The organism is Lysobacter terrestris (genome assembly GCF_014489475.1).
GTDB lineage: Bacteria > Pseudomonadota > Gammaproteobacteria > Xanthomonadales > Xanthomonadaceae > Agrilutibacter > Agrilutibacter terrestris.
The window spans coordinates 2,663,666-2,689,452 of record NZ_CP060820.1 but is presented as its reverse complement, the minus strand read 5'-3'; the positions used below and the strand labels follow the sequence as shown (position 1 = coordinate 2,689,452).

Here is a 25,787-nt window from a genome sequence, read left to right as displayed (position 1 = left end):
TTGCAGGGTGGACTTGTAGCGACTGGTGTCTTGGTCGGTCACAGCGGGGCGCTCAGGCAAAGGCTCGTTGTTGTTGGTCCTGCGAGAGGATGGCGCGCGCGGCGGCGGCGTCGCGGTGCATCTGCTCGGTCAGGGAAGGCAGGTCGGGAAACTTGAGCTCGTCGCGCAGCTTGGCGACGAATTCCACGCGGATGCGGCGCCCGTACAAGTCGCCGTCGAAGTCGAACAGATGCGCCTCGAGCAGCGGTTCCACGCCCGCGACCGTAGGCCGCGTGCCGAGGCTGGACACCGACGGCCACGGCCGCTCGCCAACGCCATGCACCCAGGTCGCATAGATCCCCGACAGCGCGGGAGTCTTGCCGGCGAAACGCAGGTTCGCGGTGGGAAAGCCCAGCTCGCGTCCCAGTTGCTTGCCACGCACGACACGCCCGCCGATCGCGTAGGGCCGACCGAGCAGGCGCGTGGCCGCTGCGAAATCTCCGGCGCGCAAGGCAGCGCGGATGCGTGTGCTGGACACGCGCTCGCCGTCCAGTTGCACCGGCGCGATCTCGTCGGCGATGAAGCCGAGTTCGGCTCCCATGCGCCGCAGCAACGCGATGTCGCCCGCGCGGCCTTTGCCGAAGCGGAATTCAGGGCCAACCCAGACTTCACGCGCGGACAGGCGCTGCTGCAGCACCGTGCGGACGAATTCCTCCGCCGTGAGGCTGCTCAGCGCGCCATCGAAGCGCAGCAATCCGACCTGATCGATGCCGTGCGCGAACAGGCCGTCGACCTTGGCGCGCGGCAACAGCAGGCGTGGCGGCGGATCGGCGGGGGCGAAGAACTCGCGCGGCAGGGGTTCGAAGCTCAGCGCCACGGCCGGCAGGCCCGACTCGCGCGCACGCGCAACGGTGCGGCGCACCAGCGCCTGATGCCCCAGATGCAGGCCGTCGAAGGCGCCGATGCAGACCACACTGCCGTGCGGGCAACGGGGCCCGCCCTCGACGTCGCGAAACAGCCTGCTCATGGACTCTCTGGTTGGAATCCGGCCAGGACGGCCGGATCGTCGACGAAGCCCGGCATAGGCCGGGCTTCCGCGGAAAATCCGCAAGTCCTGAAGTATAGCCGCGAGGGCCGCGTCTCAATGCTCGCGCAGATCGCGCGGGCGGAATCCCATCGCCAGCAGTGCCAGCAGGTACACGGCCCCGCCGCCACCGACCAGGCCGGCGAGCCAGGCGATCCGCTCCCATTTGCCGATGACGGTGAAATCCGGGACCCAATACAGCGCGACCAGCAGCGCGATCGCCATGGCCGCACACGCCGTGCCCAGCCGCGTCAGGTAGCGCGCCCAGCCCGGCTGGCGGTCGTAGACGCCGGCCTTGCGCAGCCAATGCCAGAGCAGCCCCAGGTTGATGTAGCTCGCGGCGGCGCTGGCCAGGCCCAGGGCAAGGTGCAGGCCCGGGGTCTGCGCGAGCGCGGCCAGCACCCCACCCGCGCGTGCTTCCGGCTTCGTCCACATGAAGTAGAGCACCAGCAGGAACAGGCCATTGAGCGCCATGTTGGCGATCAGCGAGGCCACGCCCGCACGCACCGGCGTGCGCGTGTCCTGGCGCGCGTAGAACGCCGGCAGCACGATCTTCACCAGTGCGAATGCCGGCAATCCGAAGCTCAGGCCGAACACCGACATCGCCGCCATGCGCGTATCGAACGCGCTGAACTTGCCGTGCTGGAACAGCGTCGCCACCAGCGGCTGCGACAGCAGCATCAGGCCCAGCATCGCCGGCACCGCGATCAGCAGCGTGGTGCGCAGGCCCCAGTCGAGCGCCTTGGAGAAACCGAGGTGGTCGGTGTTGACGTGATGGCGCGCGAGCGTCGGCAGGATCACCGTGCCCAGCGCGATGCCGAACACGCCCAGCGGCAGCTCCAGGAAACGGTCCGCCTGCGACAACCAGGTCTGCGAGCCGGTGTAGAGCAGCGCGGCGATGACCGTGTCCAGCAGCAGGTTGATCTGCGCGACCGAGGAGCCGAACAGCGTCGGCACCATCAGCGTGACCACCTTGCGCACGTCGGGATGCTGCCAACCCCACCGCGGCAGCGTGAGCAGGTCCAGCTTCGCCAGCGCCGGCAGCTGGAACAGCAGCTGCGCGATACCGCCGAACAGCACCGCCCAGCCCAGCGCCAGGATCGGCACCTCCAGGTGCGGCGCCAGCCACAGTGCACCGGCGATCATGCTCAGGTTGAGGATGACCGGGGTCAGCGCCGGCAGGCCGAAGCGGTGGAAGCTGTTGAGCGCCCCACCCGCCAGCGCGGTCAACGACACGAACAAGATGAACGGGAAGGTCAGCCGCAGCAGTTCCACCGTCAGGCCGAACTTCTCCGGCTGGTGGTTGCCCAGGTTGAAGACCTGCGCGATCTGTGGGGTGAAGATCAGCCCCAGCGCGGTGATCACCAGCAGGATCCCACCCAGCGTGCCGGATACCCGCGACATCAGCTGCTTCAGGTCGGCATGCGGGCGGGTTTCCTTGATCTCGGTGAACACCGGGACGAACGCCGTCGAGAACGAGCCCTCGGCGAACAGTCGGCGCATGAAGTTGGGAATCCGGAACGCCACCCAGAAGGCGTCCGTGGCGGCGTTGGCGCCGAAGGCCTGGTTGATCGCGATATCCCGGACCAGGCCCAGGACCCGCGAGACCATGGTCATGCTGCTGAACGAGAGCAGCCCGCGCAGCATCCGCGGCCGGGTCATGCCAGCCCCCCGCCCTGCCGGGGCAGGCGATGGCCGGAATCGGGGTTGTTGACGCAAGCTACTGAATCGCCCATACTTTCCTGTCTGATTTTCCCGAAACCCTTCACCATCAGTTCCCAGGATTCCCTGTCGTGGCCAATATCAAGTCCGCCAAGAAGCGCGCCAAGCAGACCGTCGTGCGCAATGCCCGCAACGCCGCTCAGCGTTCGATGCTCCGCACCGCCGTCAAGAAGGTCCTCAAGGCACTCGACGCCAACGACGCCGCCGGCGCCCAGGCTGCCTTCGTCGTGGCCCAGCCGATTCTCGATCGTTTCAGCTCGCGCGGCCTGATCCACAAGAACAAGGCTGCCCGTCACAAGAGCCGCCTGACCGCGCGCATCAAGGCGCTGTCGGCTGCCTAAGGCACCCGAGCTTATCGCAGGCGCGCCGAGCGCCTGCTGAAAAAGCCCCGCCACGTGCGGGGCTTTTTTGATGCCCATGAAAAGCGGCCCCGCCATGCGTGGGGCTTCTTTGATGCTCGTGAAAAACGGCCCCGTCATGTGCGGGGCCTTTTTGCTGCCCGCGAACGAGGCCACTTCAGGCCTCATCGAAGGAGCCGCCCGCCTGCGCGCGGAAGGCGGCCTCGTCGGCGGCTTCGTGCTCGGCCAGCTTGAGCTCGTCGAAGAAGCGCATCACGTCGAGCATGATCGGCCAGGTGTTCTCGCGGCCAATGGCGGACACCAGATACCAGCGATCCTTCCAGCCCAGCTCGTCGATGATGGCCTGCGCGGCTTCCTGCTGCTCCTCTTCCAGCAGCAGGTCGGCCTTGTTGAGCACGAGCCAGCGCGGCTTGTCGAGCAGTTCGGGGTCGTGCTTTTCCAGCTCGCGCTCGATCGCACGCACCTGGTCGGCCGGGTTGATGCCTTCCACCCCGCCTTCCATCGGCGCGATGTCGACCAAGTGCAGCAGCAGGCGGGTGCGCTGCAGGTGCTTGAGGAACTGCGTGCCCAGACCGGCGCCATCGGCCGCGCCTTCGATCAGGCCCGGGATGTCGGCGATCACGAAGCTGCGGTGGTGCTCGATGCTGACCACGCCGAGGTTCGGATACAGCGTGGTGAACGGATAGTCGGCCACCTTCGGCGTCGCCGCCGACACGGCGCGGATGAAGGTGCTCTTGCCGGCATTCGGGAAGCCGAGCAGGCCCACGTCGGCCAGCAGCTTCAGTTCGAGCTTGAGCACGCGCTCCTCGCCCGGGAGACCGGGCAGCGCCTTGCGCGGCGAGCGGTTGATCGAGCTCTTGAAGTGCATGTTGCCCAGGCCGCCCTTGCCGCCCTTGGCCACCAGCAGGCGCTCGCCGTGTTGGGTGAGGTCGCCGATGACCTCGTCGGTCTCGACGTTCATCACCACGGTGCCGACCGGCACGGTGATGGTGAGATCGTCGCCGGCCTTGCCGTACATCTGCCGGCCCATGCCGTTCTCGCCGCGCTTGGCCTTGAACTTGCTCTGGTGGCGGAAGTCGACGAGCGTGTTGAGGTTCTCGTCGGCGAGCAGCCAGACGCTGCCGCCGTCGCCACCGTCGCCGCCGTCGGGGCCGCCGAGCGGAATGAACTTCTCGCGGCGGAAACCGACGCAGCCGTTGCCGCCGTCACCTGCGATGACCTGGATTTCGGCTTCGTCGACGAGTTTCATGGGGTTGACCGGGAATCGATAAGAGGGAAGTCAAGATCGACGGGGGAGCTTAGCGCTTTTGCGCACCGCCGCTTCCGTCGGGCAGAAACGAAAAACCCCGCCGAAGCGGGGCCCTTCGTCACATCGCTCGCGCCTTACTCGGCGGTGACGATGCTGACCGTGCGGCGCTTCTTCGGGCCCTTGGTCGAGAACTCGACCTTGCCGTCCACCAGCGCGAACAGGGTGTGGTCGCGGCCGAGGCCGACGCCCGAACCCGGGTGGAAGTTGGTACCGCGCTGACGCACGATGATGTTGCCGGCTTCGATAGCCTGGCCGCCGTAGATCTTGACGCCCAGATACTTCGGGTTGGAGTCGCGGCCGTTGCGCGAGGAACCTACGCCCTTTTTGTGTGCCATGGCTGCTTCTCCTGCTTAGCCGGCAATGCCGGTGATTTCGATTTCGGTGTAGTGCTGACGGTGACCCATCTGCTTGCGGTGGTGCTTGCGGCGACGGAACTTCACGATGCGCACCTTGTCGGCGCGGCCGTGGCCGATCACCTTCGCGCTGACCGAAGCGCCCTTGAGCGCGTCGCCGATCTTGATGGTTTCGCCATCGCCGATCATCAGCACGTTGTCGAGCTTGATCTCGCTGCCGGCTTCGACTTCGAGGAGCTCAACGCGAAGGGTTTCACCCTTCATCACGCGGTATTGCTTACCGCCGGTAAGTACAACTGCATACGACATGACCAGATTCCTCTGTAGTTATTTTGGTCGCCTGCCGCGCCCTCGTGGGCGGACAGAAGCGGAATTCTATAGGTTTCAGGGAGTTAGGGTCAACCAGCCCTGACCCCGGGCCCGCGGGCCCGCGGGCGGCTCCCGGCCTGCCCCGGGCACTGGACCCCATACCCCCGAGCGGGCCACACCGGGTCGCCTTGCCCAGCCCCAACGTCCCCGGCGGCATGGCTGAACCCGCTGGGCGGATCCAGTCGCAGGATCCGCGACCGCCTGCCCGCAGGCTGGGGAATGGGGCCATTTGCCCCCATTTCACCGTCTCGCTACGCTCCCCTGTTCGCCCCCGGATCCCCACATCAATGGCGCTGGATTTCATCCGCATCCGCGGCGCGCGGACGCATAACCTCAAAAATATCGATCTCGACCTGCCTCGCGAGAAGCTGATCGTCATCACCGGGCTGTCCGGCTCGGGCAAGTCCTCGCTGGCCTTCGACACGATCTACGCCGAGGGCCAGCGCCGCTACGTCGAGTCGCTGTCGGCCTACGCCCGCCAGTTCCTCAGCGTGATGGAGAAGCCCGATGTCGACCACATCGAGGGCCTGTCGCCGGCGATCGCGATCGAGCAGAAGGCGACCTCGCACAACCCGCGCTCGACCGTCGGCACGATCACCGAGATCTACGACTACCTGCGCCTGCTCTATGCGCGCGTGGGCACGCCGCGCTGCCCGGACCACCACTACCCGCTGGAGGCGCAGACCGTCAGCCAGATGGTCGACCAGGTGCTGACCCTCGACCCCGAGCAGCGCTACATGCTGCTTGCCCCGGTGGTACGCGAGCGCAAGGGCGAGCACGCGCAGATCTTCGAGCAGCTGCGCGCGCAGGGCTATGTGCGCGTGCGCGTGGACGGCGCGCTGTACGAGATCGACGCGGTGCCGCCGCTGGCATTGCGCGTCAAGCACACCATCGAAGCGGTGATCGACCGCTTCAAGCCGCGCGACGACATCAAGCAACGCCTGGCCGAATCGTTCGAGACCGCGCTCAAGCTCGGCGATGGCATGGCCGCCGTGCACTCGCTCGACAAACCCGATGCAGAACCACAGCTATTCTCGTCCAAGTACAGCTGCCCGGTCTGCGACTACTCGCTGCCGGAACTGGAACCGCGCCTGTTCTCGTTCAACTCGCCGGTCGGCGCCTGCCCGACCTGCGACGGCCTCGGCGTGGCGCAGTTCTTCGACCCCTCGCGCGTGGTGGTACATCCGGAGCTGTCGCTGGCGGCCGGCGCCGTGCGCGGCTGGGATCGCCGCAACGCCTATTACTTCGCCCTGATCCAGTCGCTGGCCAAGCACTACAAGTTCAGCGTCGACACGCCATGGCAGACGCTCGACAAGAAGGTACGCGACGCCGTGTTGTTCGGCAGCGGCGACGACCTGATCACCTTCAACTACACCAGCGAGAGCGGCACCAAGCACCAGCGCAAGCATCGGTTCGAGGGCATCGTTCCCAACCTGGAGCGGCGCTACAAGGAAACCGAATCCGCCGCGGTCCGCGAGGAGTTGGCCAAGTACATCAGCGAGCGCTCCTGCACCGAATGCCACGGCGCGCGCCTCAACCGCGCCGCGCGCAACGTCTTCGTCGCCGAAAAACCGCTGCCGCAGATCGTGGTGTTGCCGATCGACGAGGCACTGGCGTTCTTCAAGGCACTCAACCTGCCCGGCTGGCGCGGCGAGATCGCGATCAAGATCGTCAAGGAAATCACCGACCGCCTGCGCTTCCTGGTCGACGTCGGCCTCGATTACCTGACCCTCGAACGCAAGGCCGATTCGCTTTCGGGCGGCGAGGCGCAGCGCATCCGCCTGGCTTCGCAGATCGGCGCGGGCCTGGTCGGCGTGATGTACGTGCTCGACGAGCCGTCCATCGGCCTGCACCAGCGCGACAACGAGCGCCTGCTCGGCACCCTCACCCGCCTGCGCGACCTCGGCAACACCGTGATCGTGGTCGAGCACGACGAGGACGCGATCCGCCTGGCCGACCACGTCGTCGACATCGGCCCGGGCGCGGGTGTGCACGGTGGCGAAGTCGTGGCGCAGGGCCAGCTCGCCGACGTGCTGAAGGCGCCGCGTTCGCTGACCGGCCAATACCTCAGCGGCAAGAAGCAGATCGAAGTGCCGGGCAAGCGCCACAAGCCCGATCCGAAGAGCACCTTCCACCTGCGCGGCGCCACCGGCAACAACCTCAAGGACGTCGACCTGGCGATCCCCGCCAGCCTGTTCACCTGCATCACCGGCGTTTCCGGCTCGGGCAAGTCGACGCTGATCAACGACACCCTGTTCTCGATCGCGGCCAACGAGCTCAACGGCGCCTCGCACACGCCGGCGCCGTTCCACTCGCACGAGAACCTCGACCTGTGGGACAAGGTCGTCGACATCGACCAGTCGCCGATCGGCCGCACGCCGCGTTCGAACCCGGCGACCTACACCGGCCTGTTCACCCCGCTGCGCGAACTGTTCGCGCAGGTGCCCGAGGCGCGTGCGCGCGGTTACGCCGCCGGCCGCTTCAGCTTCAACGTGCGTGGCGGCCGCTGCGAGGCCTGCCAGGGCGACGGCCTGATCAAGGTCGAGATGCACTTCCTGCCCGACGTGTACGTGCCCTGCGACGTCTGCCACGGCAAGCGCTACAACCGCGAGACGCTGGAGATCCTCTACAAGGGCTACAACATCAACGACGTGCTGGAGATGACCGTCGAGGATGCGCTGAGCCTGTTCGAGGCGATCCCTTCGATTTCGCGCAAGCTCGAGACGCTGATGGACGTCGGCCTGAGCTACATCAAGCTCGGCCAGAGCGCGACCACGCTCTCCGGCGGCGAAGCGCAGCGCGTCAAGCTGTCGAAAGAACTCTCGCGCCGCGACACCGGCCGCACGCTCTACATCCTCGACGAGCCCACCACCGGCCTGCACTTCCACGACATCGAGCACCTGCTCGCCGTGCTGCACCGGCTACGCGACGACGGCAACACGGTGGTGGTGATCGAGCACAACCTCGACGTGATCAAGACCGCGGACTGGGTCATCGACCTGGGGCCCGAAGGCGGCCATCGCGGCGGCACCATCCTCGCCACCGGCACGCCGGAGCAGATCGCGCAGCTGCCGCATTCGCACACCGGACGCTTCCTCGCGCCGCTGCTCGGCATCACGCCCGGCGAAACCGCCCGCAAGCCCGCGAAGAGGAAGAGCGCCGCATGAGCACCGACCCCGCCGACAAGCCCGTGCTGTTCCGCATGCCCGTCGCGCTGCGCTGGCGCGACCTGGACGCCTTCAACCACGTCAACAACTCCAACTTCCTCACCTATCTGGAGGAAGCGCGCATCCGCTGGTTCGCCAGCTGGGGCGGCGTATGGGTGGACGAGACGATGGCGCCACTGCTGGCGGCGGTGCAACTGAACTACCGGATGCCGATTCCATATCCGTCGGCCGTCGTGGTCGAACTGTTCACCGACCGACTCGGCAGCAGCAGCGTCACCATCGGCCATCGGATCGTGTCCGAAGACGGCAGCACGCTGTATTGCGACGGCCATGTCGTCGTGGTCTGGATCGATCGCGCCAGCGGCCGGCCCATTCCCCTGCCGGAAGCGGTCCGCACCGCGATGGCGTAAACCGGCTGGTGCCTCAGGGCGCCGGCTTGCGCACTTCCAGCTCGCCGCGCAGCACGCTGCCATCCGCCAGCACGAACTCGACCACGACGCGACTGCCTTCCTTCAGCGGCACGCGCGGCTGCATCAGCATCAGGTGCATGCCGCCGGGCTTGAGCACGCCGGCTTCGCCGGGGGCGATGCGCAGCTGCGGCAACGCGCGCATGCGGCTGACGCCGCCGACGACGCGGGTTTCGTGCAACGACACGTCGCCGAACGACGGGCTGCTCGCACCCGTGATCGTCACCGGCGCCGGGCACGGGTTATCGATGCGGCCGAAGCCGGCCATCATCGGCATCTTCACAGGCGTGAGCCGGATCCATCCATCCTGCAATCGCGGCGCGCATTCACGCGCGCACGCAGGCAACGCGAAGGCAAGGCAGGAAGCGAAGACGGCGGCCCGGAGCAGTTTCATGCGCCTATGATAACGACTGATTCCTGGACGCCTTCACCCATGGCCATCGAAACCATCCGTCACGACGACGACATCCTCGAACTCCGCCTGGCGCGCGCGCCGGTCAATGCGCTGGACCCGGACCTGTGCCGCGCCCTGCAGGGCGCCATCGGCGACGCCGTCGCGCAAGGCGCGAAGGGCCTGGTGCTGTCCGGCAATGCCAAGGTGTTCTCCGCGGGGCTGGACGTTCCCTACCTGCTTTCGCTGGGCGACGACCGCGCGGCGTTGCTCGCGGGCTGGGGCGCGTTCTTCGATGCCATCCGTGCGCTGGCCGATTCCCCGGTGCCGGTCGTCGCGGCGCTCACCGGGCATGCACCCGCCGGCGGCTGCGTGCTCGCTCTGTGCTGCGATTACCGGGTGATGGCGAAGGCCGACGATCCGGCGCGGCCGTTCCGGATCGGCTTGAACGAGACCCAGGTCGGACTGGTCGCGCCGACAGGCATCCAGCAACTGATGGAACGCGCCGTCGGCAAGCACCGCGCCGGCGTCCTGCTCGCCACCGGCGACCTGGTGGACGCCGAACGCGCCCTCGCCATCGGCCTGGTCGACGAACTCGTCGCCGCCGACCAGGTGGTCGCACGCTCGGTCGCGTGGCTGCGTTCGCTGCTGAAGCTGCCGCGCCAGCCGGTGCTGACGACGCGGGCCATCTCACGCGCCGACCTGGTGGCCGCGCTCGCGCCGCAGAACATCCAGCTGGAACGCTTCATCGACGCGTGGACGGACCCCGACACCCAGGCCGGCCTCAAAGCCCTGGTCGCGCGACTGGGCAAGTAAACCGGATCAGCAGCGTCTCGTATCAGCCGGTTTCGATGGGACGCTGCGGGTCCTCGATCCACCCGCTCCACGAACCGGCGTACAGCCTCGCGCCCGGCATGCCGGCGCGCTCCAGCGCCAGCAGGTTGTGGCAGGCGGTGACGCCCGATCCGCACATCATGATCGCCTGTCGCGGCGACCGGCCGTCGAGCAGCGCGCGGAACGCATCGGCCAGCTGGGCCGGGGATTTGAAGCGGCCCTCGTGCATGTTCTCGCCGTAGGGACGGTTCACCGCGCCCGGCACATGGCCGTGCACGCGATCCATGAAGTCGTTCTCGCCACGAAAGCGGTCGGCCGGCCGCGCATCGACCAGCAATTCGCCCTCCGCGAGCCGCGCCTGCACCTGCGCGGCATCGAGCAGGAGCGAATCATCGAAGCGTGCGGCGTACGTCGTCGCGCGGCGCCGCACCGGATCGGAATTCACCGGCAGGCGCAGCTCGTTCCAGCGCTTCCAGCCGCCGTCGAGCACGGCCACCTTCGGGTGACCCAACGCGCGCATCAGGAACCAGAAACGCGCGGCCATCGCACCGTCGGCGTCGTCGTAGGCGACGATCTGGTGGTGCGGCTGGATGCCCCACTGCCCCACCTTCGCGGTGAACGCCTCGGCACTGGGCCAGGGATGCCGGCCGTTGCCGTTGCCACGCGCCCCCATGTCGGACAGGTCGCGTTCGAGATGGGCATACACGGCGCCCGGCAGGTGCGAGTGTTCGTAGGCGAACTCGCCGGCGCCGGGACTGGCCGAGGAGAACCGGCAATCGACGATGACGAGGTCCGGTCGCTCCAGCGCGACGGCCAGGGTTTCGGCGGGCACCAGCGTGGTCCAGGCCATGGGCACGTTCTCCAGTTTCGATCGGGCGATTCGGGGTAGACGCTTTCGGCGATTCTATTCAGCAACGAATCCGCAGTGCTATTCCGGACGCATCTGGCTGCCGGCGAGTCCGCCACTCGCAACCAGACGTTCGCGCAGGTTCAACAGGATCGCCGCGGTGACGCCCCAGATCCGTTGCGAGGGGTAGCTGAACTCCCAGACCTGGCGCACGCGGCCGCGATGCTCCAGCGCCCGGCTGGCCAGGTTGGCGGGATCGAGCAGGAACGCCAGCGGCACTTCGAACACGTCGGCGACTTCGTTCGGATCCGGATTGGCCACGTAGTCGGCGGTGATCGTCGCCACCACGGGCAGGACGCGAAACCCTGTGATGGTGGTGAACACATCGAGGTAGCCGAGCGGCGCGACCTGCGCCGGCGCGATACCGACCTCCTCGAATGCCTCGCGCAGCGCCGCGGCAATGGCATCGGCATCGTCCGGCTCCACGCGGCCACCGGGAAAACTGACCTGCCCGGCATGGTTGCGCAGCACATCGGTGCGACGGGTCAGCAACACCTGCAGGCCGTCGGCGCGCGGCACCAGCCCGACCAGCACCGCCGCCGGCACCAGCACATGGCCTTCCGGCAGCAGGTCGATGATCTCGTCGTGGTTCCAGCCATCGCCGGTCGGCGCATCGCGCAGCGGATGCAGCGCGGCAGCAATGCGTGCGAGCGGGGCGACGGCGTCGCTCACCCGCGCCGCGACTCGCGTTCGGGCAACACCGCTTCCATGAGTTGCAGGCGCTCGTCGTCGTTCATCTGCGACCAGCGCGCGATCTCGGCGGTGGTGCGGTGGCAACCGTCGCACAGGCCGTCGTCGCCGAGGGAACAAACGCCGACACAGGGGCTGAGCACGGCGCGGAAGTAAGTGGTCATTGCCGCGAGTTTACGGAGGTTTTGCGGGTGATGAAACGCATTGCGCCGGCACGGGGCCGGCGCAATGTGTGAAGCGAGCTAGTAAAACCGGTCTTCGTGCTTACTTGACGCTGACCAGCTTGATCTCGAACTGCACCGCCACGTTCGGCGGGAAGCGGCTGGCCGGGTTATTGCCCATGTACTTGTCGGCCGGCAGCGTGACTTCCCACTTGGAACCGGCCGGCATCTGCATCAGCACTTCGCGCATGGCAGCGACTTCGATCTCGCTGAGCTTGATGCCCGGGACCTGGCCCGCAGCAGGCAGCGGATTCGGGCGCTCACCGAACGCAAAAGGACCGGAAACTTCCAGCTGCACGGTGCTGGCCATAGTCGGCTTGGCGCCGTTGCCGGTCTCCATCACGCGGTACTGAACGCCGCTCGGCAGCGACTTGACGCCCGACTTGGCCTTGTTTGCGGCAACGAAGCTGTCGCTCTTGGTCTTGTTGGTTGCGGCGGCCTTGTCCCAGTCGGCCTTGGCCTTCTGCATGCGCGCGACCTGGCGCTTCTGGAAATTCTCAAAGGCGGGGCGCAACTGGTCTTCGGGAATCGCGGTCGGCTTCTTGGCCATCGCATCCTGGACGCCCTTGGCGACGGCCACCGAATCCAGCTGTTCGCCCGTTGCGATCAGTTCGGCCAGCTTGACGCCATGGTCATAACCCAGCGCGTAGCTCAGCTTCCCTTTCTCGGTCGAAGTATCCTGCGCGACAGCATTGCCGGCGAGGAGCAGAGCCGCTACGGCGGCAGCAATCAGACGCAACTTCATTCGTTGAAACCTCATTATGAAAAGAAGGCGGCCTGCGCCGCCCGGCAAACTGACATGCCCTTTCTGATAACCCGACCGGTTGACCTCGAGGGCGCGCTAGGATAACGGCGGCAGGGCTTAACCGCCACTGACGCCTCCCCTATGACCCCGAGGCCCGCGCGGAGTTCCGCGCAGGCATGAAAAAGCCATACGCCATGACCGAAACCACCCCTTCCGCCGCCCCCATCAGCGTCACCGACCGGGGCGCGATCCGCGTCATCGCGGTCAACCGCCCCGACAAGCTGAACGCGCTCAACGCCGCCACGCTCGATGCCCTTCACACGGCGTTCGATGCCGCCGCGGACGATCCGGCCGTGCGCGTGGTCGTGCTGACCGGCACCGGCCCCAAGGCCTTCGTGGCCGGCGCGGACATCGCCGAGATGAACTCGCTCACGCCCGTGCAGGGACGCGACTTCTCGCTGCGCGGCACCCGCATGATGCGGCGCGTGGAGCGCATGCCCAAGCCGGTTATCGCCATGGTCAACGGCTTCGCCCTCGGCGGCGGCCTGGAGCTGGCGATGTGCTGCCACCTGCGCATCGCCGCCGATACCGCGAAGGTCGGCCAGCCGGAAATCAACCTGGGCCTCATCCCCGGCTTCGGCGGCACGCAACGCCTGCTGCGCCTGGCCGGGCGCGCCGCGACGCTGGAACTGTGCCTCACCGGCGCGCCCATCGACGCCGCGCGCGCAGCGCAGCTGGGCATCGTCAACCGCGTGGTGCCGGCGGCGGAACTGGAAGCCGAAACCATGAAGCTGGCCGAGCAGTTCGCCACCGCGGCACCGCTTGCGCTGCGCGGCATGATCGACTGCATCAACATCGGCGGCGAATGCGGCATCGAGGAAGGCCTCGAATTCGAATCGGCGCAGTTCGGCCTGGTGTTCTCGACGCAGGACATGCGCGAAGGCACGTCGGCGTTCCTGGAACGGCGCAAGCCGGAGTTCAAGGGCGCCTGATCGGCCTCATCGCGTACCGATGACCGACTTCGCCTGCCCCGCCTGCCGATGCAGCGCGCGATCGCCGCAGCACGCTATCGCCGCGGCGCTCATGGACGACGACCTGGACGCCGCGATCGCGGCGGGCCTGCTCGACTGGGTGCCGTGCGGGCACTGCGCTGATGCGTGCACGGCGACCGTGGCGCTCGCACGCGACGCGCGGCTGAGCGCACTCGCCGCGCGCGAACGCCACCGCGCACGCGAGCTGCGCCTCACGCGCCGCGCGCAGGAACGGCAGGCAGCGCGCACTGCGCCTACGGCATTGCCCGGCACCGATGCGCAACCGGCGCTGCCGTCCGCCGCCGCCGCGGCCCTGGCGCGCGCGAAGGCCCGTGCGGCGGAACGCCGCAAGCCATGAGCGCGCCGCGCAAGACGACAAGCAAGCGCGCCGCAAGCAAGGCTGCGGCGAAGCCATCGAAGCCGCGGACGCCGCGGACGCCGCGCAGCAGCAAGCGGCTGTCCCCGGCCGAAGTCGAGGAGCTGTTCGCGCGCCTGGCCGAGCTCAACCCCGCGCCGACGACCGAACTCGAATACAGCACGCCCTACGAATTGCTGGTCGCCGTCACCCTGTCCGCGCAGGCGACCGACGTCGGCGTCAACAAGGCGACGCGCAAGCTGTTCCCCGTCGCCAATACGCCCACCGCGATCGCGGCGTTGGGCGTGGACGGACTGAAGCCGTACATCGCCACGATCGGCCTGTTTAACACCAAGGCCGCGAACGTGGTGGCGATGGCGCACCAGTTGCTCGCGCAACACGACGGCGAGGTACCGCGCGATCGTGCCGCGCTGGAAGCGCTGCCCGGCGTGGGCCGCAAGACCGCCAACGTCGTGCTCAACACCGCCTTCGGCGAACCGACGATCGCGGTCGACACGCACATCTTCCGCGTCGCCAACCGCACCGGGCTCGCACCGGGCAAGGACGTGCGCGCGGTCGAAGCCGGGCTGGAGAAGACGGTTCCGCCGCAGTACCTGCAGGACGCCCACCACTGGCTGATCCTGCACGGCCGTTACGTCTGCAAGGCGCGCAAGCCGGATTGCCCGCATTGCGCGATCCGCGACCTGTGCCGGTTCCCGGACAAGACGCCGGGCGAGCCGGTGCCGGCTACGCGCTGACGGCCCCTCACCCCGCGCCCGCGCGGCGCTGTCCCTCGCTGCGCCCCCAGCCCTTGCGCATAGCGCAAGGGCGTTCAGTCGGGCGTGCGCCAGTGGCGCACAAGCGCCCTCCTTCACCCCACAAGCGGGGCGAGGGATACGACACCAGGGCAGCGCACGTGATGACTCCCTCTCCCCGCTTGCGGGGAGAAGGTCGAAGCGGCCAGCAGGCCGCTGAGGGAAGGACGGATGAGGGGCAGCCGGTCACCGAACCGTCACCCCCACGAAATAAGTCAGCGTTGTCACATTTACGCAATCTTCACTAATTAGCCTGCGCGGGTCCTCTCCACGCCCTAAGGGCCAATTCCATGAAACTCTCCCGCAGCACCCTGTCCGTTGCCCTGCTGGCCGCGCTGGTGGCGCCGGCCGCCCACGCCGAAGTCGCGCTCGACGTCATCGGCGGTTCGGAAGTCTCCTTCGAGGGCCTGGTCCAGGCCGACTTCTACGACTTCAACGTCGACAACATCGACTACGGCGTCGACTCGGCGTCCGACCTGGACGGCCAGGAATACCTGCAGGAACTGCGCCGCGCCGAACTCGTGCTCAAGGGCAAGGGCCCGGGCAACTTCGAGTGGGTGCTCGGCTACGACGCCAAGGACGACAAGTTCCTCGACGCCAACGTCAAGTACAAGTTCGGCAACAACGCCAACCACTTCGTCCAGGTCGGCCAGTTCAAGCAGCCGGGCGCGACGATGGAAGAGCTGTCGTCGACCAAGAACAACGACTTCGTCTCCAAGTCGTCGATCACCAACTCGCTGGGCACCCCGCGCCGCGTCGGCATCCAGTACAACTACGGTGACACCAACTGGGGCATCACCGGCAGCTACTTCGGCCGCGAACTGACCCGCAACCGCGAGCACGGCAGCGGCTACGCCCTGCGCGGCTACTTCGCCCCGATCAACGAGCAGGGCAACGTCCTGCACTTCGGCGCGTCGTACATCGACAAGGACACCGACGCCGACGCCATCCGCCTGCGCGCCCGTCCGATGGCCGACATGGTCGGCACCCGCTTCGTCGACACCGGCAACCTGCGCGCCAGCGACCGCGCCAGCACCATGGGCGCAGAAGGCCTGTGGATCCACGGCCCGTTCAAGCTGCAGGCCGAGTACATGAACATCGACGTCAAGCGCTACGGCAGCTTCGATGACTTCAGCGGCGACGGCTACTACGTCTCGGGCCTGTGGAACGTCACCGGCGAGACCTGGGGCTACAAGGCCGGCACGCCGGTCACGGGCCTGCCGGACGATCCGGCCAAGGGCATGTGGCAGCTGGGCCTGCGCTACGACACCATCGACCTGACCGACGGTGCTGTCGTCGGCGGCGAGATGGACAGCATCACCGCCGGCGTCAACTGGTACTGGCGTTCCAACTTCAAGTTCATGCTGAACTACGTGAAGGTCCAGCAGGAAAAGGGTGTCCTCGAGGACAACCCGGACGTGATCGAAGCCCGCATGCAGTTCTACTGGTAAGCGCAGTTCTCTCTCCGGAATCCCCTTCTTGTGGGGCGCGGCTCAACCGCGCCCCATTTTTTTTCGCCTGCTCGCCGCCCTGCCCGATGCGCTGTCACCCGTCTGCAACATTTGTGACGTGCTGCTGTCATCGAACCGTTATGCAATGCACGGCGAACGGGCTCGGCCCGTCGTTTCTCTCCAGGAGCCCATTCGTGTTCAAGACCCTCAAGTTCCGAGTCGCCGCGCTGGCAGTCGCCACGACCTTCGCGGCCAACGCTTTCGCTGCCGACGTCACCGGCGCCGGCGCTTCGTTCGTCTACCCCATCATGTCGAAGTGGTCGGCCGAGTACGCCAAGACCACCGGCAAGAAGGTCAACTACCAGTCGATCGGCTCGGGCGGCGGCATCGCCCAGATCAAGGCGGCGACGGTGGACTTCGGTTCGTCCGACGCCCCGCTGAAGCCGGAAGAGCTGGCCAAGTTCGGCCTCGCCCAGTTCCCGTCGGTGATCGGCGGCGTGGTGCCGGTGATCAACGTGCCGGGCGTCGCCTCGGGCGCGCTGAAGCTCGATGGCGAGACCCTCGCCAACATCTTCCTCGGCAAGGTCACCAAGTGGAACGACCCGGCGCTCGTCGCGCTCAACAGCGGCGTGCAGCTGCCCGATGCCAAGATCACCGTCGTGCACCGTTCGGACGGTTCGGGCACCACCTTCAACTTCGTCAACTACCTGTCCAAGGTCAGCCCGGAGTGGAAGAGCAGCGTCGGTGAAGGCACCGCGGTGAAGTGGCCGACCGGCATCGGCGGCAAGGGCAACGAAGGCGTTGCCGCCTACGTGAAGCAGATCAAGGGCGGCATCGGCTACGTCGAGCTGTCGTACGCGCTGCAGAACAAGATGGCCTATTCGCGCCTGAAGAACGCCGCCGGCAACTACGTGCTGCCGTCGGACGACACCTTCCAGGCCGCCGCCGCGAACGCCGACTGGGCGAACGCCAAGGACTTCTACCTGGTCATGACCAACGCCCCGGGCGAGAAGTCGTGGCCGATCACCGCCACCAACTTCATCCTGATGTACAAGCAGCCGAAGAACGCCGCCGGCGCGCAGAACGCCAAGGAGTTCTTCACCTGGGCCTACGCCAACGGCGACAGCCAGGCCAAGGCGCTGGACTACGTGCCGCTGCCGGATTCGCTGGTGAAGCAGGTCCAGGCCTACTGGGCGCAGAACATGAAGTTCTGATCCGCAAGGATCCGTGTGCAGGAAAGGCGGGCCCTCGGGCCCGCCTTTTTTGTTGGGCGCGCCGCTGCGGGGAGCGGGGTGCCTTGGGCCGGGCCGGTGCCGCGCGGGCGCGAGCGGATTCCGGCCTCCGGCGAGCGGTTTTTGCCCGCGCGCGAGCGGATTCACGCTCGCGAGCGACCGGTTTTCGGCGGTGCGCGGGCGATTTCCGCTCGCTCGCGACCGGTTCCTGCCCGCGTGCGAGCGGATTCGCACTCGCCCGCGACCGGTTTTCGCCCGTGCGCGGCCGGATTCCACTCGTTCGCGACCGGTTCCTGCCCGTGCGCGAGCGGACTCGCACTCGCCCGCGACCGGTTTTCGCCCGTGCGCGGCCGGATTCAGCCCGCCCACGCCCCCGGCCCAGGCGGCGCAACCCCCGATGACACTGGCGTTACAGCCACATGTCATTCCCCTGTAACAAAAACATCATTTCATAGCGACGCCAGCTGGCCCGGGCCAGCCCCACGGAGTCGCGCCATGAAATCCCCCGCCCGCATCGCCCTCCTCGGCCTCGCCGCCGCCCTCGCCCTGGTCGCGTGCCAGCAAGGGTCGGCCCCCGCCGCCGGCAAGGACGCGCAGGCCCCGGGCGGGGACGCCGCCGCGGTCATCACCGGTGCGGGGGCGAGCTTCGTCTACCCGCTGCTGTCGAAGTGGTCGGCCGACTACCACAAGGCCACCGGCGCCAAGGTCAATTACCAGTCGATCGGCTCCGGCGGCGGCATCGCGCAGATCAAGGCCGGCACGGTCGATTTCGGCTCCACCGACAAGCCGCTGCCGCCGGAGGAACTCGCGGCCGCCGGCCTCGGCCAGTTCCCCTCCGCCATCGGCGGCGTGGTGCCGGTGGTGAACATCGCCGGCATCGACGCCGGCAAGCTGCGCCTCACCGGTCCGCTGCTCGCCGACATCTACCTGGGCAAGGTCACGATGTGGAACGACGCCGCGATCGGCGCGGTCAACCCGGGCGTGGCGCTGCCGGCGACCAAGATCAGCGTCGTGCGCCGCTCGGACGGTTCGGGCACCACCTTCAACCTCACCAACTACCTGTCGAAGGTCAGCCCCGAGTGGCAGGCCAAGGCCGGCGAAGGCACCACGGTGAACTGGCCGGCCGGCATCGGCGGCAAGGGCAACGAAGGCGTCGCCGCCTACGTGCAGCAGATCCAGGGCTCGATCGGCTACGTCGAACTCGCCTACGCGCTGCAGAACAAGATGAGCTACACCGCGCTGCAGAACGCGGCGGGCCAGTTCGTGCAGCCGTCGGCGGCGAGCTTCTCCGCGGCCGCCGCGAGCGCCGACTGGAAGAGCGCGAAGGACTTCCACCTGGTCATGACCAATGCACCGGGCGAGCAGGCGTGGCCGATCACCGCGACCAATTTCATCCTGATGTACAAGCAGCCGCGCGACGCCGCGCGCAGCGCCGACGCCCGCGCCTTCTTCAAGTGGGCGTTCGAGAACGGCCAGGCGCAGGCGCAGTCGCTCGACTACGTGCCGCTGCCCGCGGAGCTGGTCGCGCAGGTCGAGCAGTACTGGGCCGCCGAATTCAAGCACTGACAACCGCCTGCCGCACGCAAGCAACGACGCCCTCCAGCCGCGGATCCGAATGAACGCCACCACCCTCCCCGTTACCACCAGCAGCAGCCGCGACGTCAAGGACGCACGCAACGACAAGCTGTTCCGCTGGGTGCTGACCGGCACCGCGCTGTTCGTGCTGGTCGCGCTCGCCGGCGCCGCGCTGTCGATGCTATGGGGCGGCCGCCAGGCGTTGCAGGTACAGGGGTTGAGCTTCTTCTTCTCCAGCGACTGGAACCCGGTCGAGGACAAGTACGGTGCGCTGGTGCCGATCTACGGCACCGTCGTCACCGCGATCATCGCGATGGTGATCGCGGTGCCGGTGAGCTTCGGCATCGCCTTCTTCCTCACCGAAGTCGCACCGCGCTGGCTGCGCGGCCCGGTCAGCTCGGCGATCGAGCTGCTCGCCGGCGTGCCCTCGATCATCTACGGCATGTGGGGCTTCTTCGTGCTGATGCCGGTGATGCGCGAAACCATCGTGCCTTGGCTCGACGAGCACGTCGGTCCGCTGCCGGTGATCGGGCGGCTGTTCCAGGGCCCGCCGATCGGCGCCGGCATGCTCACCTCGGGCATCGTGCTGTCGATCATGGTGATCCCGTTCATTTCCTCGGTGATGCGCGAGGTCTTCCTCACCGTGCCGACGCGGCTGAAGGAATCGGCCTACGCGCTGGGTTCGACCAAGTGGGAAGTGAGCTGGGACATCGTCCTGCCCTACACCCGCTCCGCGGTGATCGGCGGCGTGTTCCTCGGCCTGGGCCGCGCGCTGGGCGAGACCATGGCCGTGGCCTTCGTGATCGGCAACAGCGTCGGCTTCACCGCCTCGCTGCTCGAACCGAGCACCACCATCGCCGCGCTGATCGCCAACGACTTCGGCGAGGCGACGGAAACCTACCGCTCCGCGCTGCTGCTGCTCGGCTTCGTCCTCTTCATCGTCACCTTCGTCGTGCTCGCCATCGCCCGCCTGATGCTGCTGCAGCTGTCCCGCAAGGAGGGCAACTGATGTCCGCCGCGAACACCAACCCCGCCACCGCGTCCGCCGCCGACCGGCTCTACCTGCGCCGGCGCATCGTCAATGCGATGGCCATCGCCCTGGCATCCGTCGCCGCGCTGTTCGGCCTGTGCTTCCTCGGCTGGATCCTGTGGACCCTGCTGTCCAAGGGCCTGGGTGGGGTGAACTGGGCGCTGTTCACCCAGAACCAGCCGCCGCCGCTGGAAGAAGGCGGCCTGAAGAACGCCTTCTTCGGCAGCATGGTGATGTGCGCGCTGGGCATCGCGATCGGCACGCCGCTGGGCATCGCCGCCGGCACCTGGCTCGCCGAATACGGCAACAACCGCAAGCTCGGCACGGCGGTGCGCTTCGTCAACGACATCCTGCTGTCGGCGCCGTCGATCGTGCTCGGCCTGTTCGTCTACGCGGTGTTCGTGATGAACACCGGCGGCAAGTTCTCCGCGATCGCCGGCGCACTGGCGCTGGCCTTCATCGTCCTGCCCGTGGTCGTGCGCACCACCGACGAGATGCTGCGCCTGGTGCCGGCGCAGATGCGCGAGGCCGCGCTGTCGCTGGGCGTGCCGCAGTGGAAGGTGACCGTGCAGGTGCTGTACCGCAGCGCCTCGGCCGGCATCGTCACCGGCATCCTGCTCGCGCTGGCGCGCATCTCCGGCGAAACCGCGCCGCTGCTGTTCACCGCGTTCGGCAACGAGTTCTGGAGCACCGATCTCGGCGGCGCGATGGCCGCGGTCCCGCTGGTCATGTACAAGTTCGCCGGCAGCGGCTTCGCCAACTGGGAAGCCATCGCCTGGGCCGGTGCGCTCGTCCTCACCCTGTTCGTGCTCGCCGTCAGCCTGTTCGCGCGCACCTTCCTGCTGCGCAACAAGATCGCCAATGACTAGTTCCCCCATGAACAGCCCGCCCATGACCGAGCCGCACGCCAACGAGGACGCCATGGACGGATTCCCGCAAGCGCCCACCCCCACTTCCTTCCGACACACCGCCGCCATGAACGATGCCCGCCTCAACGTAGTCACGCCCGACCGCAGCGCCGCGGCGGCATCGGCCACCGTGCAGCCGGTGAAGCTCGCCGCGCGTGGCCTGGACTTCTACTACGACAAGTTCCACGCGCTGAAGTCGATCAACCTGGAGATCCCGGAAAAGCGCGTCACCGCGCTGATCGGCCCCTCCGGTTGCGGCAAGTCGACGCTGCTGCGCGTCTTCAACCGCATCTACGCGCTGTACCCGAAGCTCAACGCCCACGGCGAGGTGCTGCTGGACGGCGAGAACATCCTCGACCCGAAGTACCCGATGAACCGCCTGCGCAGCAAGGTCGGCATGGTGTTCCAGAAGCCGGTGCCGTTCCCGATGACCATCTTCGAGAACGTCGCCTACGGCATCCGCCACCACGAGAAGCTGTCGAAGTCGGACATGAACGACCGCGTGGAGAGCGCGCTGCGCCAGGGTGCGCTGTGGGACGAGGTGAAGGACAAGCTCGGCCAGAGCGCGCTGGGCCTGTCCGGCGGCCAGCAGCAGCGCCTGTGCATCGCGCGCGCCGTCGCGCTGAAGCCGGACGTGCTGCTGCTCGACGAGCCGACCTCGGCGCTGGACCCGATCTCCACCAGCCGCATCGAACAGCTGGTCGAAGAGCTGAAGAAGGACTACACGATCGCGATCGTGACCCACAACATGCAGCAGGCCGCGCGCGTGTCCGACTACACCGCCTTCATGTACCTGGGCGACCTGGTCGAGCACGGCCCGACCGAGACGATCTTCTCGAACCCGTCGAAGCAGCAGACCGAGGACTACATCACCGGCCGGTTTGGGTGAGGGTGAGGGATCGCGCCCAGCCGATGCCCTATCGGCATCGGCTGCGATCCCGAACGCCCGGCCATGGATGGCCGGGCCGGACTCCTCCGAAGGTGACAGAGTTTCGCCAAGGACGGCAGCAAGACTCGCGCAGGGAACCCGAAACACGACAACAGGTATGACCAACATGCACGACCACATCGTGAAGAGCTACGACGACGAGCAGAAGCGCCTGCTCGACGAAACCCTGCGCATGGGCGAGATGGCCGCCGCGCAGCTGGAAGCCGCGCTCGACGTGGTCCAGCGCCGCGACGACAAGGCCGCCGAACGCATCATCGCCAACGACGAGGCGATCGACGCGCTCGAGCACGAGGTCAGCCATGACGTGATGAAGCTCGCGCTGCGCGGGCCGATGGCACGCGACCTGCGCGAGATCCTCGCCGCGATCCGCATTGCCGCCGACATCGAGCGCATCGGCGACCTCGCCGCCAACGTCGCCAAGCGCTCGCGCGCGCTCAACCTCGCGCCGCCGTTGCCGCACATCGCCGGCCTGCACGCACTGGGCCTGCTCGCCGTGCAGCAGGTCCGCGACGCGCTGGCCGCCTACCGCGACAGCAACGTCGAGGCCGCCCAGCGCGTGCGCGCCCGCGATGCCGAGATCGACGTCGCCTACACCGGCCTGTTCCGCGAACTGCTGACCTACATGATGGAGGACGCGCGCAGCATCACCGGCTGCACGCACCTGCTGTTCATGGCCAAGAACATGGAACGCGTCGGCGACCACGCCACCAACATCGCCGAGAACGTGTGGTTCCTGGTCAAGGGCGAAGAGCCCCTGCCGCCACGCGAGAAGCGCGACGATTCGATCAGCACCGGCGCCTGACGCCGCCGCCTCCGCGCCCGGAAACTCCGGGCGCGGGCGCCCTGCCCGCCGCCGCGGGCTAAACATCTGCTGAATGTTGGCGTGAATGCCGCCTTCACGCGCACCTTTTCCCGCCGTCCCCCACTCTTGGGATATGCGCGCGCCCCTTTCGGCGCGCATCCTCCCCACCCCTAGGGACGACGAACCGACGTGGAACTGGTGCTGGCCAATGGCGACCTCGAAGCCGCCCGCCTGGGCGATCGCCCGGCGCTGGAGCGCGTGCTCACGCGCTCGCGCCAGGACCTGCGCCGCTACGCCGAGTTCCACTGCATCGTCAACGACATCGAGGACGCGGTGCAGGAGAGCCTGCTGCTGATCTCGCGCAAGCTCGGCGACCTGCGCCAACTCGAATGCTTCACCTCGTGGCTGTTCCGCATCGTCAAGCGCGAATGCAACCGCCTCAAGCGCGGGCGCAAGCTGCTCACCGGCCAGGAGATCCCGGAAAGCCTGCTGCCCATCGTCTATCCCGAACCGGCCGAATGGCGCCAGGACGTGGCCGCGGCGCTGGAATCGCTGCCGGCCCATTACCGCGAAGTCGTCCTCCTGCGCGACCTGGAGGGCCTGACCATCGAGGAGATGGCGCAGCAGCTGCGCCTGACCCGCGAGGCGGTCAAATCGCGACTGCATCGCGCCCGGGTCCTGGCGCGCGAGTACCTCGATTCCTGAAGCCGCACTGCATCCATTTTCACTGCCGTTCCGTACATACTCGGCCGGCCTCGACCCGCGGGCATTGCCCGAACACCAGCAACCAGGAGCGCACCATGTCCACCAAGCAGACCAACAAACCGCTCGCCCTCGCCGTTGGCGCCGCCCTCGTCGGCGGGCTCGCGTTGTCCGGTTCCGCCTTCGCCATGACCGACCTCGCCAGCGGTTACATGGTCAGCGCCACGCAGGCGTCCGGCGAGGCCAAGGCCGCCGACAAGAAGGCCACCGAAGCCAAGTGCGGTGCCGACAAGCAGGCCGAAGGCAAGTGCGGCGCCGACAAGCAGGCCGAGGGCAAGTGCGGCGCCGGCAAGCACGCCGAGGGCAAGTGCGGTGAAGGCAAGTGTGGCGAAGGCAAGTGCGGCATGGACAAGATGGACGCCGACAAGGACGGCAAGATCTCGTCCGCCGAGTTCGCCGCCGCGCACGACGGCGACAGCAGCAAGTTCGCCGCGCACGATGCCAACAACGACGGCTTCATCAGCGCCGACGAGATGAAGGCGCACAAGGAAGGCAAGTGCGGTGAAGGCAAGTGCGGCGGCGACAAGAAGGAAGACAAGAAGGCCGACATGGAAGGCAAGTGCGGCGAAGGCAAGTGCGGCGGCATGGCCTGACCTGACCACGACGGGAGGGACCGACGTCCCTCCCGTCGGACCGCGCCCATGCACTCCCTGACGCCTCGAAGCACCGGCCTCGGCCTGCGCCGATCGCTGCTCGACGCCTTGCAGTCGGCGGCGCCGGGCGACTTCGACTTCCTCGAATGCGCACCGGAAAACTGGATCGGCGTCGGCGGCCGGTTCGGCGATGCGCTCGATGCGCTCGCATCGCGCCACCCGCTGGTCTGCCATGGCCTGTCGCTGTCACTGGGCGGGTTCGCGCCGCTCGACGAGACCTTTCTCGGCCGCGTGCGACGCTTCCTCGATCGCCACCGCGTGGCGCTGTACAGCGAACACCTGAGCTACTGCGCCGACGACGGCCAGCTCTACGACCTGCTGCCGATCCCGTTCACCGAGGAAGCGGTGCACCACGTCGCCGCGCGCATCCGCCAGACGCAGGACCTCGTCGGCCGCCGCATCGCGGTGGAGAACGTCTCCTACTACGCCGCGCCGCACCAGGGCATGCGCGAGATCGACTTCATCAACGCGGTGCTGGCCGAAGCCGACTGCGACCTGCTGCTGGACGTCAACAACATCTATGTCAACGCGATCAACCATCGCTACGACGCCCATGAATTCCTGTCGCAGCTGCCGGGCGAACGCGTGGCCTACATCCACGTCGCCGGCCATTACGACGAAGCCGACGACCTCAAGGTCGACACCCACGGCGCGCCGGTCAAGGACGCGGTGTGGCAGCTGCTGGGCGCCGCCTACGCGCGCTTCGGTGCGCGCCCCACGCTGCTGGAACGCGACTTCAACATTCCGCCGTACGCGGAACTGGTCGGCGAACTCGACACCATCCGTTCGGTGATGCGCGATCGCGCGCATGCCCCGCTGCAGGCGCGCCATGCCGGCGCCTGACCTGCGCCCGGCGCCCGCGCGCCTGCGCGAGCAACAGCTCGAGCTCACCCGTCACCTGCGCGATCCGCGCCACGTCGCGGCGCCCAGCGGCATCGAGGACCGGCGCCTGGCGATCTACCGCGACCTGCTGTTCAACAACATCGACAGCCTGCTCGCCGGCAACTTCCCGGTCATGCGCCGGCTGCTGGGCGAGGCGCGCTGGAAGGCGATGGTGCGCGACTTCTATCGCGACCACCGCGCGCAGACGCCGCTGTTCCCGGAGATCGCGCGCGAGTGGCTGCGCTACCTCGAATCGCTGCCGCAACTGGAGCCGCCGTTCCTGCGCGAACTGGCCCACTACGAGTGGGTGGAGCTGGCGCTGCAGATCGCCGAAGCGCGCGTCGAGGACGTCGCGCACGATCCGCACGGCGACCTGCTCGAAGGCGCCCCCGTCGTTTCGCCGCTGGCGTGGCCGCTCGCCTATGCCTGGCCGGTGCATCGGCTCGGGCCGGAATTCCAGCCGGACGAAGCGCCCCCCGCCCCGACCTTCCTGCTGCTGCGCCGCGAAACCGACGGCAACGTGCGTTTCTCGCAGCTGAGCCCGCTGGCCTTCCGCCTGCTGGTGCGCCTCGACGAGGCGCCGCGGCTGAGTGGGCGCGAGCAGCTGGTCGCGCTCGCACAGGAAGCCGGTGTCGCGGCCGATGCGGCGTTCCTGGCCCAGGGCGGGGCGTTGCTGGAGCAGATGCGCGACAACGGCACGCTGCTCGGCACGCGGCTTGACGCGGTCAACGCGTAACGCAAACAC

At 67.7% G+C, this 25,787-nt stretch carries 25 protein-coding genes and 2 pseudogenes; 18 read left to right on the top strand and 9 right to left on the bottom strand.

Annotated elements, in window-relative coordinates:
* Positions 1-52 precede the first annotated feature (52 nt).
* Both H8B22_RS12530 and murJ read right to left on the bottom strand, forming a co-directional pair.
* On the bottom strand, positions 53-1,006 hold the full coding sequence (locus H8B22_RS12530) for a bifunctional riboflavin kinase/FAD synthetase (protein WP_187713646.1): 954 nt from the start codon (positions 1,004-1,006) through the stop codon (positions 53-55).
* A gap of 114 nt (positions 1,007-1,120) precedes the next feature.
* Positions 1,121-2,710, bottom strand: coding sequence for a murein biosynthesis integral membrane protein MurJ (murJ, locus tag H8B22_RS12525; RefSeq protein WP_187713645.1), 1,590 nt, complete (start codon positions 2,708-2,710; stop codon positions 1,121-1,123).
* 146 nt (positions 2,711-2,856) lie between these two features.
* On the opposite strand from murJ, the gene rpsT reads away from it, so the two are divergent.
* Complete coding sequence (gene rpsT / locus H8B22_RS12520) at positions 2,857-3,126, top strand: 30S ribosomal protein S20 (protein WP_187711742.1); 270 nt, start codon at positions 2,857-2,859, stop codon at positions 3,124-3,126.
* 175 nt (positions 3,127-3,301) lie between these two features.
* Here the strand turns inward: rpsT and obgE are convergent, their stop codons facing one another.
* The 3 genes from obgE to rplU all read right to left on the bottom strand — a co-directional run bounded on the left by obgE (position 3,302) and on the right by rplU (position 5,115).
* On the bottom strand, positions 3,302-4,393 hold the full coding sequence (obgE, locus tag H8B22_RS12515) for a GTPase ObgE (RefSeq protein WP_187711741.1): 1,092 nt from the start codon (positions 4,391-4,393) through the stop codon (positions 3,302-3,304).
* A 134-nt stretch (positions 4,394-4,527) separates the two neighbouring features.
* The gene (gene rpmA / locus H8B22_RS12510) at positions 4,528-4,788 is read right to left on the bottom strand and encodes a 50S ribosomal protein L27 (protein ID WP_187711740.1); all 261 of its coding nucleotides are present in this window, start codon (positions 4,786-4,788) and stop codon (positions 4,528-4,530) included.
* A gap of 15 nt (positions 4,789-4,803) precedes the next feature.
* Positions 4,804-5,115 carry a 50S ribosomal protein L21 gene (rplU, locus tag H8B22_RS12505; RefSeq protein ID WP_187711739.1) on the bottom strand — a complete coding sequence of 104 codons (312 nt, stop codon included), beginning with the start codon at positions 5,113-5,115 and terminating at the stop codon, positions 4,804-4,806.
* A gap of 347 nt (positions 5,116-5,462) precedes the next feature.
* On the opposite strand from rplU, the pseudogene uvrA reads away from it, so the two are divergent.
* Together uvrA and H8B22_RS12495 are read left to right on the top strand one after the other, a co-directional pair.
* Positions 5,463-8,327, top strand: a pseudogene (uvrA, locus tag H8B22_RS12500) (excinuclease ABC subunit UvrA); the annotation flags it as partial.
* 11 nt (positions 8,328-8,338) lie between these two features.
* Positions 8,339-8,752 carry an acyl-CoA thioesterase gene (locus tag H8B22_RS12495; RefSeq protein WP_187711737.1) on the top strand — a complete coding sequence of 138 codons (414 nt, stop codon included), beginning with the start codon at positions 8,339-8,341 and terminating at the stop codon, positions 8,750-8,752.
* A 13-nt stretch (positions 8,753-8,765) separates the two neighbouring features.
* Here H8B22_RS12495 and H8B22_RS12490 read toward each other — a convergent pair whose 3' ends face one another.
* Positions 8,766-9,203 carry a copper chaperone PCu(A)C gene (locus tag H8B22_RS12490; RefSeq protein ID WP_187711736.1) on the bottom strand — a complete coding sequence of 146 codons (438 nt, stop codon included), beginning with the start codon at positions 9,201-9,203 and terminating at the stop codon, positions 8,766-8,768.
* 39 nt (positions 9,204-9,242) lie between these two features.
* Here H8B22_RS12490 and H8B22_RS12485 point away from each other — a divergent pair, with 39 nt between their 5' ends.
* The gene (locus H8B22_RS12485) at positions 9,243-10,016 is read left to right on the top strand and encodes an enoyl-CoA hydratase/isomerase family protein (protein ID WP_187711735.1); all 774 of its coding nucleotides are present in this window, start codon (positions 9,243-9,245) and stop codon (positions 10,014-10,016) included.
* A 22-nt stretch (positions 10,017-10,038) separates the two neighbouring features.
* Here the strand turns inward: H8B22_RS12485 and H8B22_RS12480 are convergent, their stop codons facing one another.
* The 3 genes and pseudogenes from H8B22_RS12480 to H8B22_RS12470 form a co-directional block, all read right to left on the bottom strand.
* Positions 10,039-10,884: a sulfurtransferase gene (locus H8B22_RS12480; RefSeq protein ID WP_187711734.1), complete on the bottom strand. Its 846-nt coding sequence runs from the start codon at positions 10,882-10,884 to the stop codon at positions 10,039-10,041.
* Between the two features lie 78 nt (positions 10,885-10,962).
* A pseudogene (locus H8B22_RS12475) lies at positions 10,963-11,795 on the bottom strand (CoA pyrophosphatase).
* A gap of 100 nt (positions 11,796-11,895) precedes the next feature.
* Positions 11,896-12,597: an FKBP-type peptidyl-prolyl cis-trans isomerase N-terminal domain-containing protein gene (locus tag H8B22_RS12470; RefSeq protein ID WP_187711733.1), complete on the bottom strand. Its 702-nt coding sequence runs from the start codon at positions 12,595-12,597 to the stop codon at positions 11,896-11,898.
* A 194-nt stretch (positions 12,598-12,791) separates the two neighbouring features.
* Between H8B22_RS12470 and H8B22_RS12465 the strand changes: the two genes are divergently transcribed.
* The 14 genes from H8B22_RS12465 (at position 12,792) to H8B22_RS12400 (ending at position 25,778) form a co-directional block, all read left to right on the top strand.
* Positions 12,792-13,589, top strand: coding sequence for an enoyl-CoA hydratase/isomerase family protein (locus H8B22_RS12465; protein WP_187711732.1), 798 nt, complete (start codon positions 12,792-12,794; stop codon positions 13,587-13,589).
* Between the two features lie 91 nt (positions 13,590-13,680).
* On the top strand, positions 13,681-13,986 hold the full coding sequence (locus H8B22_RS12460) for a hypothetical protein (protein ID WP_187711731.1): 306 nt from the start codon (positions 13,681-13,683) through the stop codon (positions 13,984-13,986).
* Positions 13,983-14,741, top strand: a complete 759-nt coding sequence (gene nth, locus H8B22_RS12455; RefSeq protein ID WP_187711730.1) for an endonuclease III — start codon at positions 13,983-13,985, stop codon at positions 14,739-14,741. The genes H8B22_RS12460 and nth overlap by 4 nt, the downstream gene beginning before the upstream one ends.
* 347 nt (positions 14,742-15,088) lie before the next feature.
* Positions 15,089-16,249 carry an OprO/OprP family phosphate-selective porin gene (locus H8B22_RS12450; protein WP_187711729.1) on the top strand — a complete coding sequence of 387 codons (1,161 nt, stop codon included), beginning with the start codon at positions 15,089-15,091 and terminating at the stop codon, positions 16,247-16,249.
* 86 nt (positions 16,250-16,335) lie between these two features.
* On the top strand, positions 16,336-17,463 hold the full coding sequence (gene pstS, locus H8B22_RS12445) for a phosphate ABC transporter substrate-binding protein PstS (RefSeq protein WP_407060812.1): 1,128 nt from the start codon (positions 16,336-16,338) through the stop codon (positions 17,461-17,463).
* Positions 17,464-17,976: 513 nt separating this feature from the next.
* Positions 17,977-19,047 (top strand): phosphate ABC transporter substrate-binding protein PstS, encoded by a 1,071-nt coding sequence (gene pstS, locus H8B22_RS12440; RefSeq protein WP_187711727.1) that lies wholly within the window; start codon positions 17,977-17,979, stop codon positions 19,045-19,047.
* Between the two features lie 49 nt (positions 19,048-19,096).
* On the top strand, positions 19,097-20,065 hold the full coding sequence (gene pstC / locus H8B22_RS12435; protein WP_187711726.1) for a phosphate ABC transporter permease subunit PstC: 969 nt from the start codon (positions 19,097-19,099) through the stop codon (positions 20,063-20,065).
* Complete coding sequence (gene pstA / locus H8B22_RS12430; protein ID WP_187711725.1) at positions 20,065-20,955, top strand: phosphate ABC transporter permease PstA; 891 nt, start codon at positions 20,065-20,067, stop codon at positions 20,953-20,955. The genes pstC and pstA overlap by 1 nt, the downstream gene beginning before the upstream one ends.
* A 106-nt stretch (positions 20,956-21,061) precedes the next feature.
* Entirely contained in the window at positions 21,062-21,883 is an 822-nt protein-coding gene (gene pstB, locus H8B22_RS12425) for a phosphate ABC transporter ATP-binding protein PstB (protein ID WP_225876199.1), read from the top strand.
* A gap of 157 nt (positions 21,884-22,040) precedes the next feature.
* Positions 22,041-22,745 (top strand): phosphate signaling complex protein PhoU, encoded by a 705-nt coding sequence (gene phoU / locus H8B22_RS12420; protein WP_187711724.1) that lies wholly within the window; start codon positions 22,041-22,043, stop codon positions 22,743-22,745.
* A gap of 189 nt (positions 22,746-22,934) precedes the next feature.
* Positions 22,935-23,450 (top strand): RNA polymerase sigma factor, encoded by a 516-nt coding sequence (locus H8B22_RS12415; RefSeq protein ID WP_225876198.1) that lies wholly within the window; start codon positions 22,935-22,937, stop codon positions 23,448-23,450.
* 95 nt (positions 23,451-23,545) lie between these two features.
* Positions 23,546-24,100 (top strand): HvfA family oxazolone/thioamide-modified RiPP metallophore, encoded by a 555-nt coding sequence (locus tag H8B22_RS14880; RefSeq protein WP_187711723.1) that lies wholly within the window; start codon positions 23,546-23,548, stop codon positions 24,098-24,100.
* A gap of 48 nt (positions 24,101-24,148) precedes the next feature.
* On the top strand, positions 24,149-25,003 hold the full coding sequence (locus H8B22_RS12405; RefSeq protein ID WP_187711722.1) for an HvfB family MNIO-type RiPP peptide maturase: 855 nt from the start codon (positions 24,149-24,151) through the stop codon (positions 25,001-25,003).
* Positions 24,990-25,778, top strand: a complete 789-nt coding sequence (locus H8B22_RS12400; RefSeq protein ID WP_187711721.1) for an HvfC family RiPP maturation protein — start codon at positions 24,990-24,992, stop codon at positions 25,776-25,778. The genes H8B22_RS12405 and H8B22_RS12400 overlap by 14 nt, the downstream gene beginning before the upstream one ends.
* Positions 25,779-25,787 lie beyond the last annotated feature (9 nt).

Coding starts and splice junctions, on each gene's coding strand:
- nth (WP_187711730.1), top strand. CDS start 13,983: ATGAGCGCGCCGCGCAAGACGACAAGCAAGCGCGCCGCAAGCAAGGCT.
- H8B22_RS14880 (WP_187711723.1), top strand. CDS start 23,546: ATGTCCACCAAGCAGACCAACAAACCGCTCGCCCTCGCCGTTGGCGCC.
- obgE (WP_187711741.1), bottom strand. CDS start 4,393: ATGAAACTCGTCGACGAAGCCGAAATCCAGGTCATCGCAGGTGACGGC.
- murJ (WP_187713645.1), bottom strand. CDS start 2,710: ATGCTGCGCGGGCTGCTCTCGTTCAGCAGCATGACCATGGTCTCGCGG.
- H8B22_RS12480 (WP_187711734.1), bottom strand. CDS start 10,884: ATGGCCTGGACCACGCTGGTGCCCGCCGAAACCCTGGCCGTCGCGCTG.
- H8B22_RS12490 (WP_187711736.1), bottom strand. CDS start 9,203: ATGAAACTGCTCCGGGCCGCCGTCTTCGCTTCCTGCCTTGCCTTCGCG.
- pstA (WP_187711725.1), top strand. CDS start 20,065: ATGTCCGCCGCGAACACCAACCCCGCCACCGCGTCCGCCGCCGACCGG.
- H8B22_RS12405 (WP_187711722.1), top strand. CDS start 24,149: ATGCACTCCCTGACGCCTCGAAGCACCGGCCTCGGCCTGCGCCGATCG.
- H8B22_RS12460 (WP_187711731.1), top strand. CDS start 13,681: ATGGACGACGACCTGGACGCCGCGATCGCGGCGGGCCTGCTCGACTGG.
- pstC (WP_187711726.1), top strand. CDS start 19,097: ATGAACGCCACCACCCTCCCCGTTACCACCAGCAGCAGCCGCGACGTC.
- H8B22_RS12530 (WP_187713646.1), bottom strand. CDS start 1,006: ATGAGCAGGCTGTTTCGCGACGTCGAGGGCGGGCCCCGTTGCCCGCAC.
- pstB (WP_225876199.1), top strand. CDS start 21,062: ATGAACGATGCCCGCCTCAACGTAGTCACGCCCGACCGCAGCGCCGCG.
- H8B22_RS12495 (WP_187711737.1), top strand. CDS start 8,339: ATGAGCACCGACCCCGCCGACAAGCCCGTGCTGTTCCGCATGCCCGTC.
- H8B22_RS12470 (WP_187711733.1), bottom strand. CDS start 12,597: ATGAAGTTGCGTCTGATTGCTGCCGCCGTAGCGGCTCTGCTCCTCGCC.
- pstS (WP_407060812.1), top strand. CDS start 16,336: ATGCGCTGTCACCCGTCTGCAACATTTGTGACGTGCTGCTGTCATCGA.
- H8B22_RS12450 (WP_187711729.1), top strand. CDS start 15,089: ATGAAACTCTCCCGCAGCACCCTGTCCGTTGCCCTGCTGGCCGCGCTG.
- phoU (WP_187711724.1), top strand. CDS start 22,041: ATGACCAACATGCACGACCACATCGTGAAGAGCTACGACGACGAGCAG.
- rpmA (WP_187711740.1), bottom strand. CDS start 4,788: ATGGCACACAAAAAGGGCGTAGGTTCCTCGCGCAACGGCCGCGACTCC.
- H8B22_RS12465 (WP_187711732.1), top strand. CDS start 12,792: ATGACCGAAACCACCCCTTCCGCCGCCCCCATCAGCGTCACCGACCGG.
- rplU (WP_187711739.1), bottom strand. CDS start 5,115: ATGTCGTATGCAGTTGTACTTACCGGCGGTAAGCAATACCGCGTGATG.
- pstS (WP_187711727.1), top strand. CDS start 17,977: ATGAAATCCCCCGCCCGCATCGCCCTCCTCGGCCTCGCCGCCGCCCTC.
- H8B22_RS12485 (WP_187711735.1), top strand. CDS start 9,243: ATGGCCATCGAAACCATCCGTCACGACGACGACATCCTCGAACTCCGC.
- H8B22_RS12400 (WP_187711721.1), top strand. CDS start 24,990: ATGCCGGCGCCTGACCTGCGCCCGGCGCCCGCGCGCCTGCGCGAGCAA.